The sequence below is a fragment of the Bacillus cereus group sp. MYBK216-1 genome (genome assembly GCF_051916495.1).
Taxonomy (GTDB): domain Bacteria; phylum Bacillota; class Bacilli; order Bacillales; family Bacillaceae_G; genus Bacillus_A; species Bacillus_A thuringiensis_K.
The window spans coordinates 453,702-469,680 of the sequence record NZ_JBQAGT010000002.1; the positions used below are offsets into that span (position 1 = coordinate 453,702).

Sequence of the window (15,979 nt, forward strand, 5' to 3'; positions counted from 1 at the left end):
GGGTAGTAAAGAATGCCTAACAGTCAAAAGATTCGTCATTCGTTATCATCTGCGCAGTCTGGTATGTGGTTTGCGCAACAATTAGATCCGCTTAATCCAATTTACAATACTGGAGAATATGTAGAAATAAACGAAAATATTCATCAAGAAATTTTCGAATTAGCTGTACGTAAAGTTGTAATGGAAGCAGAAGCACTTCATGTTCGCTTCGAGGAGGATGAAATTGGCCCATGGCAAGTTATTGAAGAATCACAGTTTCATATGCATTTTATTGACGTTCGTAAAGAAGAAAATCCTGAAGAAGCTGCTAAAGTATGGATGAAAAATGATTTATCTATGCCAGTCGATTTGAAAAAAGATACATTATTTACTGAAGCACTTATTCAAGTTGAAAATAATCGTTTCTTTTGGTATCAGCGCATCCATCACATTGTGATGGATGGCTATGGATTTTCACTTCTTAGCCAAAAAGTAGCGAATGAGTATACATCACTTATAGAAGAAACAAACAAGAATGAAAAGCCATTTGGTTCTCTTACAAAGGTCGTGCAAGAAGATATTGAGTATCGTGAGTCTAAAAAATTTCAGGAAGATCGTACTTTTTGGTTAGAAAAATTTGCGGATGAACCAGAAGTTGTAAGCTTGGCAGAGCGAGCACCGAGAACATCAAATGGATTTTCACGAGAAACAGCTTATTTATCTAGTTCTAGCACGAAAACTTTATTAGAAGATATCAATATTTCGTTAACAAGTTGGCCGGAATTCATTGTCGCTGTAACAAGTATTTATATGCATAAGTTAACAGGTGCAAATGATATTGTTTTAGGTTTACCGATGATGGGACGTCTAGGTTCGGTATCTATTCATACACCAAGTATGGTAATGAATTTAGTGCCACTTCGTATTACAGTAACTCCAAATATAACTCTTGCGGAATTATTGCAACAAGTTTCTAAAGAAATCCGAGATGTACGTCGCCATTATAAATACCGTCATGAGGAATTAAGAAGAGACTTAAAGTTACTAGGTGAAAATCAAAGGTTGTTTGGACCGTTAGTGAATGTTATGCCTTTTGATTACGGGCTAAATTTTGCTGGAAATCGTGGTATTACGCATAATTTATCAGCAGGACCTGTCGATGATTTATCAATAAATGTATATAAACGTTTTGATCAAAATGAGCTAATGATTCATTTTGATGCAAATCCTGAAGTATATAATGGCGCGGAGCTAGCATTGCATAAAGAAAGATTTATGAATCTATTTGAATTAGTAGTAAATAATTATGAGAAAAACGAGTCGATTGGAAAAATAAACATTACTCTGCCTGAAGAAAATCATAAAGTTTTATTGGAATGGAATGAAACGAAGGAAGACGATGAGTTAATCAGTCTGCCTATATCATTTGAAAAACAAGTGCAAAAAAATCCCAATAAACTAGCCATTACTTGTGACGGTGTAAACCTTACGTATAAAGAGCTAAATGAACGAGCGAATGAACTAGCACATTATTTAGTAGAAGAAGGAATGCGACCAAACCAGTTTGTAGCTTTAGTATTCCCTAGATCAATAGAAATGGTAGTTAGTATGCTAGCAGTCTTAAAGGCTGGTGCAGCGTATTTACCAATAGATCCAGAATACCCAGCAGAAAGAATTAATTATATAGTAAATGACGCAAAACCAGTTTGTATCATAACACATTCATCTGTTTCATCTAAGTTAGTTATAGAAAATGATATGAAAAAAATTGTATTAGATGAAGAAGAAACGAAACTAGCGTTACATACATATTCTCGTATGAATATAGCATGTAAGAATGATGTATCACTTTTAAACCCAGCCTATACAATATATACTTCAGGCTCAACAGGAAACCCAAAAGGTGTAATTGTTCCTATCAGAGGTTTAAGTAACTTTTTAATGGCTATGCAACAAAAGTTTTCATTAAATGAAAATGATCATTTATTAGCAGTTACAACGTTTGCGTTTGATATTTCTGCTCTAGAAATTTATTTACCTCTTATTAGTGGTGCAAGTTTAACAATTGCGCAAAAAGAAGACATACAAGAGCCATCAGCATTAGCGACACTTTTACAAGAAGAAAGAGTGACAATTATGCAGGCTACACCGACGCTTTGGCAGGCGTTAGTAACTGATTATCCAGAGAAGCTACAAGGGCTAAATATACTTGTTGGTGGTGAAGCTCTTCCAGAGCATTTAGCAAATAAATTAAAAGAATTAGGTTGCTCAATAACTAATTTATATGGACCAACTGAAACGACGATTTGGTCTACTTTCATGAACATTGATGAAGGTGAAAAGGGTATACCTCCTATTGGAAAGCCAATTTGCAATACAGAAGTGTATGTATTGGATGCAGGGTTACAACCAGTTCCACCTGGAGTTATTGGGGAATTATATATTGCAGGGGAGGGACTTGCAAGCGGATATTTAGGAAAACCTGAGTTGACAGCTGAACGGTTTATTGCAAATCCTTATGGAGAATCAGGGAAGCGCATGTACCGTACAGGAGATCTTGTGAAATGGCGTAGTGATGGTGCGTTAGAGTACATTAGTCGCGCAGATCATCAAATTAAAATTCGTGGATTCCGAATTGAATTAGCTGAAATTGAAACGGTATTACAACGACATGAAAATATTCAACAAGCGGTAGTAATGGTACGAGAAGATCGTCCAAATGATAAACGCATCATTGCGTATATCGTTGCAGAAGAAAAGGAACCGATTAATCTTTCAGAAATTCGTTCTTATGTTTCAGAAAGTTTAGCGAATTATATGATACCATCGGCATTTGTTGTGCTAGAAGAATTACCATTAACGCCAAATGGTAAGGTTGACAGAAAGAAATTACCTGCTCCTGATTTTAATGGAATGAACAATGAGAGAGTTGCTAGAAATCCGAAAGAAGAAATATTATGTGATTTATTTGCAGAAGTACTTGGTGTTTCTCGAATTAGCATTGATGATAATTTCTTTGAAATGGGTGGACATTCACTTCTCGCATCTCGTTTAATGGCAAGAATTCGTGAAACGTTAAGTGTGGAATTAGGAATCGGGAAACTATTTGAATCACCAACTGTTGCCGAACTGGCGAAACAATTAAACGATGCAAAAAGTGCAAGACCAGCTATTCAGAAAGCAAGTAGGCCAAATGAAGTTCCACTTTCATTTGCACAGCGCAGGTTATGGTTCTTAAATTGTTTAGAAGGTCCAAGTCCTACTTATAATATTCCGCTAGTCATTCGTATGAATGGAATATTGAATCGGGAAGCATTACAAGGTGCTTTTTATGATGTAGTTGAGAAACATGAAACACTTAGAACAATTTTCCCTAACGTATTAGGTAGTTCCTATCAGAAAATTTTAGATATGGAAAACTTAAATCTAGAAATGGTTATAACTAATACATGTAAAGATGAATTAGAAAGTGTACTTTCAGAGGCGGTAAGATATAGCTTTAACCTCGATTTTGAGCCGGCAGTTCGTTTGCAACTTTTTACAGTGAGTGAAAACGAACATGTATTATTAATTCTATTACATCATATTATAGGTGATGGCTGGTCATTACAGCCGTTAACGAGAGACTTTACAGCGGCGTATAAAGCGCGATGTCAAGGTGACAGAGTTCAGCTGGAGACACTTCCCGTTCAATACGCGGATTATGCACTTTGGCAACAGCAATTGCTAGGTGATGAAACGACACAAGAGAGTCTTATTTCAACACAATTAGATTTTTGGAAAGAAGAACTTAAAGGTTTACCAGACCAAATGGAGTTACCTACAGATTTCCAGCGTCCAATTGAGACGAGTTACCGCGGGGAAACAATTCATTTTCATATAGATGAAGAAATGCATAGTAGGTTAGTAGAGCTTGCACGTGAAAATGGAGCTAGTTTGTTTATGGTATTGCAAGCAGGGCTTAGTGCACTATTTACAAGATTAGGTGCAGGCACTGATATACCAATTGGAAGTCCGATTGCTGGAAGAAATGATGATGTACTCTCTGACATAGTCGGCTTATTTGTAAATACATTAGTGTTACGTACAAATACATCAGGAGATCCAAGTTTTAAAGAATTATTGAATAGAGTAAAGCAGACAAATCTTGCAGCTTATGAAAATCAAGATGTTCCATTTGAACGACTCGTTGAAGTGTTAAACCCAGTGCGTACTCGAAATAGTCATCCGCTATTTCAAGTTATGTTAGCTTTCCAAAATACGCCAGAAGCAATCTTTGATGCCCCGGATATAGAAGCGAACCTTGAAATTCAAAGCGTCGGTTCTGCAAAATTTGACTTAACATTTGAAATTAGTGAGAGTAACGGGGGGGACGGAACTCCGAACGGTTTACATGGATTACTAGAGTTTAGTACCGATTTATATAAACGTGAAACGGTTCAAAAACTAATAGAACGATTCATTTTGTTATTAGATGATGCAGCGAAACATCCGGATCGATCCATTGGCAGATTAGAAATATTAACTGTAGCAGAGAAAAATACAGTGTTAGAAAAGTGGAATGGTGGTTTTCAAATTGCACCAGAAATGACATTGCCACAATTATTTGAAAAGCAGGCTCATATAAATCCAAATTCTATTGCTGTTGTCTTTGAAGATAAGAAATTAACTTATGAAGAGTTAAATAGAAAAGCAAATAAAATAGCTCGATTCCTAATAGCAAAAGGGATTGGTCCTGATCAACTCGTTGCTTTAGCGATGCCAAGATCATTAAACATGGTTGTAAGCTTATTAGCTGTTCTTAAAGCTGGTGCTGGATACCTTCCGTTAGATCCAGATTACCCAGCAGACCGTATTTCATTTATGCTACACGATGCGAAACCATCATGTGTTTTAACGAATTCAGAAGTGGAAATTGAATGTAATGAGGCACTAAAAGTTTTAATTGATAATGTAAAAGTAATAGCAGAAGTTGAGAAATATAGTGAAGACAATATTGATGAAGTGGAACGTATTAAGCCATTATCTCCATCACATATTGCTTACGTTATTTATACGTCAGGGTCAACGGGTAGACCGAAAGGCGTTATGATACCTCATCAAAATGTAGTAAGACTTTTAGGAGCAACTGATCATTGGTTCCAGTTTGATGAAAACGATGTTTGGACGATGTTCCATTCATATGCTTTTGATTTCTCGGTTTGGGAAATTTGGGGACCTTTATTATACGGAGGGCGTTTAGTTGTAGTGCCACATACTGTAAGTCGCTCACCGAAAGAATTTTTACAGCTTCTTGTTAAAGAAAAGGTTACGATTTTAAACCAAACTCCATCAGCGTTCTATCAATTGATGCAAGCAGATCGTGAAAATGAAGAGATTGGCCAAAAATTATCTTTACGATATGTTGTTTTTGGAGGAGAAGCACTTGAGCTAAGTCGCTTAGAAGAGTGGTATAGTCGACATCCTCATAACGCACCAAAGCTTATTAATATGTACGGTATTACGGAGACGACAGTACATGTTAGTTATATTGAATTAGATGAAACTATCGTCTCTTTACGAGCAAATAGTTTAATTGGGTGCAGTATACCTGACCTTAAAGTGTATGTGTTAGATAACTATTTACAACCAGTGCCACCTGGAGTAGTTGGAGAAATGTATGTTGCAGGTGCAGGGCTTGCGCGTGGATATTTAGGAAGAGCAGGATTAACGGCTGAACGCTTTATCGCAGATCCATTTGGCAAGCCAGGTACAAGAATGTATCGTACAGGAGACTTAGCTCGCTGGCGTAAAGATGGGACGCTAGATTATATAGGACGTGCAGATCATCAAATCAAAATTCGTGGATTCCGAATTGAATTAGGAGAAATAGAAGCAGTCATAATGAAGCACCCTAAAGTTGAGCAAGTAGCCGTTATTGTACGGGAAGATCAACCAGGGGATAAACGGTTAGTTTCTTATATCGTTGCATCAAATAATGAAGCGATTGATACGAATGAAATGCGTCAGTTTGCTAGTGGTAGTTTACCAGATTATATGGTTCCATACGCTTTTGTAGTAGTAAATGAGTTACCTTTAACTCCAAACGGTAAATTAGATAGAAAGGCATTGCCAGCTCCAGAATTTATTGCATCATCTTCTAGTCGTGGTCCAAGAACACCGCAAGAAGAAATGTTATGTGACTTGTTTACAGAAGTGCTAAGTGTACCTCAAATTGGAATTGATGACGGATTCTTTGATCTTGGTGGCCATTCACTCCTTGCAGTGCAGCTTATGAGCCGCATGAAAGAGGCGCTTGGAGTGGAACTAAATATTGGTACTTTATTTGCAGCACCGACTGTTGCAGGGTTAGCTGAAAGACTTGAGATGGGGAATGGTCAAAGTGCACTTGATGTGTTGCTTCCATTACGAGCAAGTGGGGATCAATTACCACTATTTTGTGTACATCCAGCTGGTGGATTAAGTTGGTGCTATGCAGGACTTATGAAATCTTTAGGAACAGATTATCCAATCTATGGTGTACAAGCACGAGGTATTGCTAAAAATGAAGAACTTCCAAAAAGTTTAGAGGAGATGGCGGCGGATTACTTGAAACATGTTCGTGAAGTACAGCCTTATGGACCATATCGTTTACTAGGTTGGTCGCTTGGAGGAAATGTTGTGCATGCAATGGCGGCGCAATTACAAAATGAAGGGGAAGAAGTAGAATTACTCGTTATGCTTGACTCTTATCCTGGACACTTCTTACCGAATACGGAAGCGCCTACTGAAGAGGAAGCGTTAATCGCATTACTTGCTTTAGGCGGATATGACCCAGATAACATGGATGGTAAACCACTTACAATGGAAAGTGCAGTTGAAATCCTTCGTAAAGATGGAAGTGCATTAGCAAGTCTTGAAGAAGAGACTATATTGAACTTGAAAGAAACATATGTAAATTCAGTAGGGTTGTTAGGGAAATATGTACCGAAAGTTTATAACGGAGATATCTTATTCTTTAGATCTACTGTTATACCAGACTGGTTTGATCCTATTTCTCCAAATACGTGGCTAAATTATTTAGATGGGCAAATTGTGCAGCACGATATTGATTGTAGACATAAAGATCTATGTCAGCCAGGTCCACTTACGGAAATTGGACAAGTATTAGCGAAATATTTGCAGAATAAGAAAGGGGTAAGTAGAGTATGACGAATCCATTTGAAAATGATAATTACACATATAAAGTATTAATAAATGAGGAGGGCCAGTATTCTCTCTGGCCTGCTTTTCTCGATGTACCTATTGGCTGGAATGTCGTATATGAAGAAGCTAGTAGGCAGAGTTGCTTAGAATATGTTGAATATAACTGGAAAGATTTGAATCCACAAGGTAATCAAGTTCGCGAAAAAACATTAGTAGGAAAACGATAATGAAAGAAAAACTAAATCCAAAAGTAGTTGTAAGTATCGTTTATATAACTGCGATGTTTATGGCTGCGATGGACGCAACGATTGTAAATGTAGCACTGCAAACGATAAGTAGAGAACTACAAGTACCTCCATCTGCAATGGGGACGGTTAATGTTGGGTATTTAGTTAGTTTAGCTGTTTTCCTTCCGATTTCTGGTTGGTTAGGAGATCGTTTTGGTACGAAAAGAGTGTTTTTAATTGCTCTTTTCGTATTTACAATTGCATCTGCTTTATGCGGAATGGCTAACGATATTACTTCATTGAATATTTTCCGTATTATTCAAGGTGCTGGCGGAGGGCTTTTAACACCGGTTGGAATGGCGATGTTATTTCGAACATTTTCACCAGAGGAAAGACCGAAGATTTCCCGGTTCATTATACTTCCAATTGCTGTAGCACCAGCAATTGGCCCTATCATCGGTGGTTTCTTTGTAGATCAAATGTCTTGGCGTTGGGCATTTTATATTAATCTACCGTTTGGAATCGTTGCATTGCTATTTGGACTTCTATTTTTAGCAGAACATGTTGAAAAATCAGCTGGTCGCTTTGATTCGCTCGGCTTTATTTTATCAGCACCAGGATTTGCGATGCTCATATATGCACTCAGCCAGGGACCATCAAAAGGGTGGATTTCTCCAGAAATTATGAGTACTGGGATAGTTGGGGTTGTATTCATTACATTGTTTATAATTGTAGAACTGAAAGTAAAGCAACCGATGTTAGATTTACGCTTATTAAAAGAACCAGTCTTTAGAAAGATGAGCCTTATATCATTATTTTCATCAGCTGGTTTATTAGGAATGTTATTTGTTTTTCCTCTTATGTATCAAAATGTGATAGGAGTTTCTGCACTGGAATCAGGACTTACGACATTTCCAGAGGCGATTGGATTAATGATTTCTTCACAAATTGTACCATGGTCATATAAGAAATTAGGAGCTCGAAAGGTAATTTCTATTGGATTAATTTGTACCGCGGTTATCTTTGTTTTATTAAGTTTTGTAAATCACGATACGAATCCGTGGCAAATCCGGGCATTATTGTTTGGTATCGGTATTTTCTTAGGTCAATCTGTCGGTGCGGTTCAATTTTCTGCCTTTAACAATATCACGCCGCCTTCTATGGGGAGAGCGACTACTATATTCAATGTGCAAAATCGACTAGGTTCAGCAATAGGAGTAGCGGTTTTAGCTAGTATACTAGCTGGTTTTGGAGGTAATAACGTTCAATCCGATTTTTTACCATATCAAGCAGCATTAATTGGGTCAGCAATATTTTTGCTCATAGCACTACTATTTTCTTTACGTATTTCCGATAAAGAGGTAATGTCAAAGAAGAAAGAAAAAACATTATCTGTATCAGAAAAAGAGAAAGTACTTGTCAATGAATAACAATATACGTATGCTTTTTTATGAAAATTGATATTCGTTGAATAAAGGAGAGTTTACATGATAGAAAGTAAAGTTGTAGATTCTATTCCAACTTTGAATGAGAATGATTGTCAAATATGGTGGGCAAGAATTTCGGATTTACAATCATGGCATTACAATTTACTAAATGATATAGAGCGAGAGAAAGCAAATTCGTATCATCATTCGGCAGATCGAGCTCGTTTTATAATAGGTTGCGTAATAAGTAGATTAGTTCTCGGCAAGATACTTTCTATGTCACCAGTCCAAGTACCAATTGATCGAATGTGCTCAGTATGTAAATTGCAGCATGGAAGACCACAATTACCAGAAGGTATGCCGCAATTATCCGTTTCGCATTCAGGTGAGTGGGTTGTCGTTGCATTTACAAAATCCGCACCTGTTGGCATAGATGTAGAACAAATGAATCCAAGTATAGATGTTATGAAAATGGCAGAAGGTGTATTAACAGACATTGAAATAGCGCAAGTTATGAAACTGTCAAATGAACAGAAAATAGAAGGTTTTTTAACATATTGGACTCGAAAAGAAGCGGTGCTGAAAGCGACAGGTGAAGGACTAATGATTCCACCAGTACATATTACAGTATCAGCTCCAAATGATCCTCCAAACTTGTTGGTTTTTAAGGATAGACAAGAGTTAGCAAGTAATACAATGATGGAAGATGTAAGGCCTAGTTTAGATTATAGGGCTTCTGTTGCAATATTCAGTAAGGAAGTGACTGAAATTACGCAATTAGACGCAGCAGCACTTTTAAATCTTAAATAAAAAAATTACAGAAGAGGTGTTCCTCATGTTAGTAGCGGAAAATAGAAAGAATGAATTCACTTATAATGTACAAGCAATTAAAAATATTTTATTTTCTGGAGATACATCATCCATTCATGCTTTAGAAAAGCTTTTAAATGATACAGTTCAGTTTGATGTTCTTGAACAAGAGGCACTTGGTAGACAGTACATTCCGAAAGAAGCAAAGAATTTCTTTGATAAAGATGGAACATTTCTTTACCGTGTATCTAATGTTAGTTATAAAGGAAAGGTGTTATCTGAAAATCTAATTTTTGCAGACACTTCGTTTTTACCGGACGCAATAAAGAGTGAATTAGAGAGTGGAAATATTCCTGTTGAAAAGCTTATAGAAAAGATGGAAGTAAGAAGAAACGTATTATATGAAGGATATCAGCCATCTGGAAATATTATTGAATTGTTTGATGGATGTTCTGTTACAGCGAATGTGTATCCAACTAGAAAGTATCAAATTGTAAGTAACTGCAAATGTGTATTTTATATTTGTGAAGTGTATCATGCAGAGAATATAAAGCGATTGCTTAAATAAAAACAAGAAACCAGCCTATAAAATGGCTGGTTTCTTGTTTTTATTTAACAGCTTCTTTTAATTCTTTACCCGCTTTAAATGCAGGAACTTTACCAGCGGCGATTTGAATTTCTTCGCCAGTTTGCGGATTACGTCCTGTACGAGCAGATCTTTCGCGTACTTCAAAAGTTCCAAACCCGATTAGTTGAACCTTATCTCCAGATTGTAATGCATTAGCAATTGTGTCAAATACGGATTGTACAGCTGCAGAAGCGTCCTTTTGAGAAATATCAGCTGATTGGGCTACGTTTTTAATTAATTCTGTTTTGTTCATGTTTTCACCTCATAAAAAAATTTTTGGAATGAATGTTTTAGTATAATAGATAGTAAAGATAAAGCTATCACTATGATTAGAAAGAATACTATATAATTATGTTAATTTCGTTGCAAGAGACTGAATCCCTTCTATTATTTAGGGATTAATTAAGAATCGATGCATATAAAAAGCTTTAATATGAGGATGAGGGGGAGTATACGAATGATTTTTCGTGAAAAAAATGAGAAGGAAAGTATTTTAATTCGTCAACATGATCATGGTTTTTTAGCTGGAGAGATTGCAAAGCATATAAAAGAAGACTTTTTTGAAGATAAAACATATTTAAAAGAAACAGTTGATGCAATATATGAGCATGACAGAGGATGGATAGAGCTTGATAAAGTACCAATTTTGAATGATGCTAAAAATATTCCATATACATTTATGGATTGTCCAAGCCCATTACGTTTTGTTTTTTATACGATTGGGTTGAATGAAATTGAAAATTCTAATCCATACGGGGCATTGCTTTGTAGTAAACATTTTTTATCATTTCCACTAAACGAGGAAGATGAAGAAATGATGTCATTTTATAAACATGAATTAGAACGACAAAAAAGAATTTTGAAAACGTTAACAAAGGAACAGTTTGCGATGTTCGATAAGCATTATAGATTATTAAAGTTTTGTGATGAACTTTCTTTATACGTATGTATGAATAAGCCTGGTGTCAAAAAGAAAGATGAAATTGACTTATTTAAAGATGGTTTTGAAGGAACAGAAATGTTTAATAGTAAAGAGGAGAAACTTATTCAAGCTGAATGGGTGGACGAGGAAACAATTCGGATTACACCATTTCTATTTCAAACGGAATTTTATACGTATGTAAAATATAAAACGATAAATAAGCATGAAATGAAAGAAAAAGGGATTGCAAAGGCTGATAGAGAATCAGAAATGAAGAAACAAACCATTCGTTTCATACAATAAGGAGGTAATATAAATTGAAAGATTATATATTAAAACAGTGTGATTACCATGCTTGGGCTAATACTAGATTATTCAATCGATTAAAAGAGTTACCAAACTATGAGACAATTTTTAATGAGCAGATACAGAGTGTATTCCCATCCATTAAGGATACTTTTGTGCATATTTATATTACAGATCAAGTGTGGTTACATATATTGCATGGTAAAAGTATGAATGAAGCAATACAAGACCGAGAAGATTTACGAAAACAAATTGAAACTAAATCGTTACATGAATTAGAAAAAATGTTTGAAAACATGGCAAATCAATATAAAGAGTTTTTAATTACAATACAAGATGTGAATGCTGTATTTGTTATTGAGAATCCATACGTAGGGAAATTAGAAACTTCGATTTTAGAATTAGTGCAACATGTCGTAAATCATGGTACATATCATAGAGGAAATATAACAGCGATGATCCGTCAACTTGGTCATTCGTCGACAATGATGGATTTTGTACTGTATTTACATATGGTTAAAAAGCAGGGAGAGTAATATAGTTTGTAAGAAGGAGAGGCTGTAATTGTAGAAGTCTCTCCTTCTATTTTATCCGGCATTAATGGTAGATCGACCGATTAAAATTTTACTTTATTTATTAAGAAGCTTTATTTTCTTGTAATTGCTTAGCGTATTGTACAGCCTTATATGCATTGACTCTACCATTTTTCCAGTACGTACCTGTACCACTAATTTTATCAGAAGTTGACTCAATAATTTGGCGGATTTGTGTATTGCTATATCCTTGATTTGCTAAAAGAGCAGCGACTCCTGCAACATGAGGTGTTGCCATAGATGTACCACTTAATGATTGATACGTGCTTCCTTTATATGTTGAATATATATTTGAACCTGGTGCTGCAACATCTACCCAGCTACCATAAGTAGAAAATGAAGATTTTCTATCTGATTGATCTGTAGAAGCAACTGCAATTACTTCGCTGTAATAAGCAGGGTAATTAGCTTTTGTGTTTCCAGCATTTCCAGCAGCTGCAACTATAACAGAGCCTTTATTCCATGCATATTGAACGGCTTGTTGTAATGCAGTACCACCATTTGGAGCTCCTAAACTTAAACTAATTACTTTTGCACCCGAATCAGCAGCTTCTCGAATACCTTGCGCTACAGCATCAAGAGTACCACTTCCTTGATTATCTAATACGCGGACAGCATAAATTGAAGTTTGTGGGGCAACACCAGCAATTCCGACACTGTTATTTGTAAGTGCTCCAGTAATTCCAGCGCAATGTGTACCATGACCATTACCATCATCAGATGTATTGTCATTATCAACATAATCATGCCCGTAAATTACTTTCGAAGCCAAATCAGGGTGTGATCCTTGGACTCCTGTATCAATAATAGCTACTTTTACACCAGGATCACTTCGTTGGCTATCCCAAGCCTGTGGAGCTTGAATCTTTTGCAATCCATATTGATTTTTAAAATATGGGTCGTTTGGAGTCCAAAAGGCGTGAACGTAATAATTCGGTTCTGCATATTCCACATCTGGATTATTTTTATAACTCTTTATTTTTTCTTTTACAGTACCTTTCGAAAATTGTACGACTTCAAAACCTAACTTATCATCTTTAGATAAGACATTAGCTCCGACAGATTTATGAAAAGATTGCACATTACTTAAAGATGCATTTTGCTTGAACTTAACGATTAATTGGTTAGGAACGTAATCAGTAGATGAAGTTTCAGCACTTGAAGTATTTGTGTTAAAGAAGAAACCACCAATAATAAATGACAAAACAGATAGGAAAGCAATGATTTTGTTTTTCAAAAGATTTTTCCTCCCTTTTCTTGGATGAGTTTTTCAGCGACTCTTTAATGTCGCATTCCTTTTCAACTATATAGTTAGACCATACGATTTATGACATTTATGTGAAAAACTTTTGGAGGAATAAAAAGTTGATATAAATATATTTTTAATGACAGTAATTAAGTAAAAGAGGGGATGAAAAAAGGAATGCTCAACATGTATGAGTCATTCCTTTTTTCATAGATTAACTTGCCTGTTTTTTATTACTTTCTTTCAATTTCTCTGCTTGTAAAAAGCGATTCGTTTCAGCAACAACAATACTACTTAATCCAATTAGACCAATCAAGTTTGGAATTGCCATAAGTCCATTTGCAATATCAGCAAATGTCCATACGATTCCTAGTTTTAAATTAGCACCAATTGCAATCATGACAATAAAGATTGCTTTATAATATTTAACTGCACTTTCTCCGAATAAATAAGCTACACATTTTTCTCCATAATACGACCAGCCTAAAATAGTAGAGTAGGCAAATAAAATAATTGCGATACCGAGAATCATACTACCAGCAGTACCGAATACAGATTGGAATGCAAGTGTTGTAGCTTCAACGCCAGTTTTACCAGATTTCCAAGCGCCTGTAGTAATTAATACTAGTCCTGTAATTGTACATACAATAAACGTATCTAGAAAAGTACCAGTCATTGAAACTAAAGCTTGCTTTGCAGGCGAATCAGTTTTTGCAGCCGCAGCAGCAATTGGTGCACTCCCTAAACCAGCTTCGTTCGCAAATACACCACGCGCCATTCCGATTTGGATAGCTGATGCAACTGTTGCCCCAATAAAACCACCAGCAGCTGCCGTACCATTAAATGCACCAGAAAAAATAAGTGAAAATGCTTCTGGAATTTGGTCGTAGTGATAGAAAATAATTATAAGACCAGCAATTATATAAAAGAAAGCTTTTATCGGAACGACATAACCCGTCACTTTCCCGATTTTTTTTACACCGCCTAAAATAACAATTGCGATTAAAAATGCCATTAGTATACCAGTTAAAGCAGGAGGGAAAGAGAAATTAATTCGCATTGCCTCTGCAACTGAGTTAGATTGCACCATATTACCAATACCGAAAGAAGCAGTTGTACCAAATATAGCGAATAATATAGCAAGCCATTTCTTACCTAAACCACGCTCTAAATAATACATTGGTCCACCTGAATATTCACCATTTTCATTACTAACACGGTATTTCACTGCAAGTATTGCCTCGGCATACTTTGTTGCCATACCGAATAAAGCGGTAATCCACATCCAAAATATTGCACCAGGACCACCAATTGTAACAGCTGTTGCAACACCTGCGATATTTCCCATACCAATCGTTGCGGCCATAGCTGTCATAAGTGCTTGGAAGTGACTAATATCTCCAGAAGAAGAGGTATCTTCTGATTTTTTAAATGCTAGTTTGTGAGCGTATAATAGTTTACTAAACTGTAAACCTTTCAAACGCACTGTGAGAATGATACCAGTTCCAACGAGTAGCAACAAAGTTGGTAATCCCCACACGTATTGATTCATTTGTTCTAATACTTTACTTACTGTCTCCATCTTTATTCTCCTTTATTTAGAAAAAATAAAAACCACTTCAAGTAAATGAAATGGTCTCTGGAGAAACAAGGGATAGAAAAATAAACCGATACAATCGGCTTTTTCTTTCGCTTGTCTCTGTCCTTTTACCTGAGAGATTATCCGCTAAAGTAGCGGATTTGCTCCTTCGGTGCTCGTTTTCCTCCGCGCTCTATGAAAGCGAGAGGGAGTCTCTCCAGAGATTCGTCCCCATGCAGTTCTACTTGTAACCAAGACCTGAGAGTTTCAAAGTTGGTATAACAACTTTTTGCCCCGTCGGTAGATCAATAGACCTTCTCCTGAATGGTTCATCCGAATTATAAAATTTATAAACACATTGATTGTAAATCAATAAAAACATTATAGACATACAAATTGTGAATTGCAATCATTTTTTATTTTAAAATAGTAAATAGTTTTATTTTTTTGTAATTCCTAATTTATCTTTAACTTCATTTAAAGTAGAGAAAGCGATGACAATATGTTGATCCGCAAGTCCTAAAGCTTGTTTTGTTTTTTCAATAGTTTCATCGGTTGGAGTAGAGTTATTTGCTCCGTCTATAATTAAATTTGCTGCATTTTTCATGAAATTTGATGCGGATTTAAACTGAGTTGTGAACTGAAGTAGTTGTTTTTGTATATCTATATCTGTTATGTTTTCTTCAATTTTAAGCGTGTCTATTTCGTTCATAATTGTTTCGTACTGCTTGGAAACAGCACTCATTGTAACTAATAGTTTATTTCGATCTACTGAATCTCCATTCGTGTGAATCTCTTCCCAGGCAGGTAACCAATCGTTTTCGATGATGTCATTATAATGAGTAGTCAATTCATTGATTTTAGGCTGTAATTTAGTTTTGAAAGTTTTTGTCTCCGCTGTTTCTACAGTTGCTTTTTCATTGTTATTTTTAACATTAGTAGCGTAGAGAATCGTACCGAAAATGATGAAAATAGAAATAACAACTGTCCATTTAGTAAAAAGTAATTTCTGCAATATGTAACGCCTCCAAAATTTAAAAACTTATAATTATAATATATAACAATAATGTTGCTTAA

At 35.7% G+C, this 15,979-nt stretch carries 11 protein-coding genes and 1 riboswitch; of the genes, 7 read left to right on the forward strand and 4 right to left on the reverse strand.

Features of this window, described 5'->3' with window-relative positions; translation table 11 throughout:
• The first annotated feature begins 12 nt into the window (after nucleotides 1–12).
• Genes ACTFRH_RS07950 through ACTFRH_RS07970 form a run of 5 tightly spaced genes read left to right on the forward strand, consistent with a single transcriptional unit; the run spans nucleotide 13 to nucleotide 10,196 of the window.
• Complete coding sequence (locus tag ACTFRH_RS07950; protein ID WP_001133887.1) at nucleotides 13–7,170, forward strand: amino acid adenylation domain-containing protein; 7,158 nt, start codon at nucleotides 13–15, stop codon at nucleotides 7,168–7,170.
• Nucleotides 7,167–7,391 carry an MbtH family protein gene (locus ACTFRH_RS07955; protein WP_000184059.1) on the forward strand — a complete coding sequence of 75 codons (225 nt, stop codon included), beginning with the start codon at nucleotides 7,167–7,169 and terminating at the stop codon, nucleotides 7,389–7,391. The genes ACTFRH_RS07950 and ACTFRH_RS07955 overlap by 4 nt, the downstream gene beginning before the upstream one ends.
• Complete coding sequence (locus tag ACTFRH_RS07960) at nucleotides 7,391–8,821, forward strand: MDR family MFS transporter (protein ID WP_000660201.1); 1,431 nt, start codon at nucleotides 7,391–7,393, stop codon at nucleotides 8,819–8,821. Before ACTFRH_RS07955 ends, ACTFRH_RS07960 begins: the two co-directional genes overlap by 1 nt.
• A 57-nt stretch (nucleotides 8,822–8,878) precedes the next feature.
• Nucleotides 8,879–9,628, forward strand: coding sequence for a 4'-phosphopantetheinyl transferase Sfp (sfp, locus tag ACTFRH_RS07965; protein WP_000573001.1), 750 nt, complete (start codon nucleotides 8,879–8,881; stop codon nucleotides 9,626–9,628).
• A gap of 25 nt (nucleotides 9,629–9,653) precedes the next feature.
• Complete coding sequence (locus ACTFRH_RS07970; protein ID WP_000959128.1) at nucleotides 9,654–10,196, forward strand: hypothetical protein; 543 nt, start codon at nucleotides 9,654–9,656, stop codon at nucleotides 10,194–10,196.
• A gap of 40 nt (nucleotides 10,197–10,236) precedes the next feature.
• Here the strand turns inward: ACTFRH_RS07970 and ACTFRH_RS07975 are convergent, their stop codons facing one another.
• Nucleotides 10,237–10,509 (reverse strand): HU family DNA-binding protein, encoded by a 273-nt coding sequence (locus tag ACTFRH_RS07975; protein ID WP_001043905.1) that lies wholly within the window; start codon nucleotides 10,507–10,509, stop codon nucleotides 10,237–10,239.
• 204 nt (nucleotides 10,510–10,713) lie between these two features.
• Between ACTFRH_RS07975 and ACTFRH_RS07980 the strand changes: the two genes are divergently transcribed.
• Together ACTFRH_RS07980 and ACTFRH_RS07985 are read left to right on the forward strand one after the other, a co-directional pair.
• Entirely contained in the window at nucleotides 10,714–11,481 is a 768-nt protein-coding gene (locus tag ACTFRH_RS07980; protein ID WP_000577280.1) for a DUF3891 family protein, read from the forward strand.
• Between the two features lie 14 nt (nucleotides 11,482–11,495).
• Nucleotides 11,496–12,020 (forward strand): DinB family protein, encoded by a 525-nt coding sequence (locus ACTFRH_RS07985; protein WP_000656270.1) that lies wholly within the window; start codon nucleotides 11,496–11,498, stop codon nucleotides 12,018–12,020.
• 100 nt (nucleotides 12,021–12,120) lie between these two features.
• Here the strand turns inward: ACTFRH_RS07985 and ACTFRH_RS07990 are convergent, their stop codons facing one another.
• The 3 genes from ACTFRH_RS07990 to ACTFRH_RS08000 form a co-directional block, all read right to left on the reverse strand.
• Nucleotides 12,121–13,314, reverse strand: a complete 1,194-nt coding sequence (locus tag ACTFRH_RS07990; protein WP_000790911.1) for a S8 family peptidase — start codon at nucleotides 13,312–13,314, stop codon at nucleotides 12,121–12,123.
• A 223-nt stretch (nucleotides 13,315–13,537) separates the two neighbouring features.
• Nucleotides 13,538–14,905, reverse strand: a complete 1,368-nt coding sequence (locus ACTFRH_RS07995; RefSeq protein WP_000451045.1) for an alanine/glycine:cation symporter family protein — start codon at nucleotides 14,903–14,905, stop codon at nucleotides 13,538–13,540.
• Nucleotides 14,906–15,012: 107 nt separating this feature from the next.
• Nucleotides 15,013–15,133, reverse strand: a riboswitch (glycine riboswitch).
• 208 nt (nucleotides 15,134–15,341) lie between these two features.
• Nucleotides 15,342–15,917 carry a hypothetical protein gene (locus ACTFRH_RS08000; RefSeq protein ID WP_001170895.1) on the reverse strand — a complete coding sequence of 192 codons (576 nt, stop codon included), beginning with the start codon at nucleotides 15,915–15,917 and terminating at the stop codon, nucleotides 15,342–15,344.
• Nucleotides 15,918–15,979 lie beyond the last annotated feature (62 nt).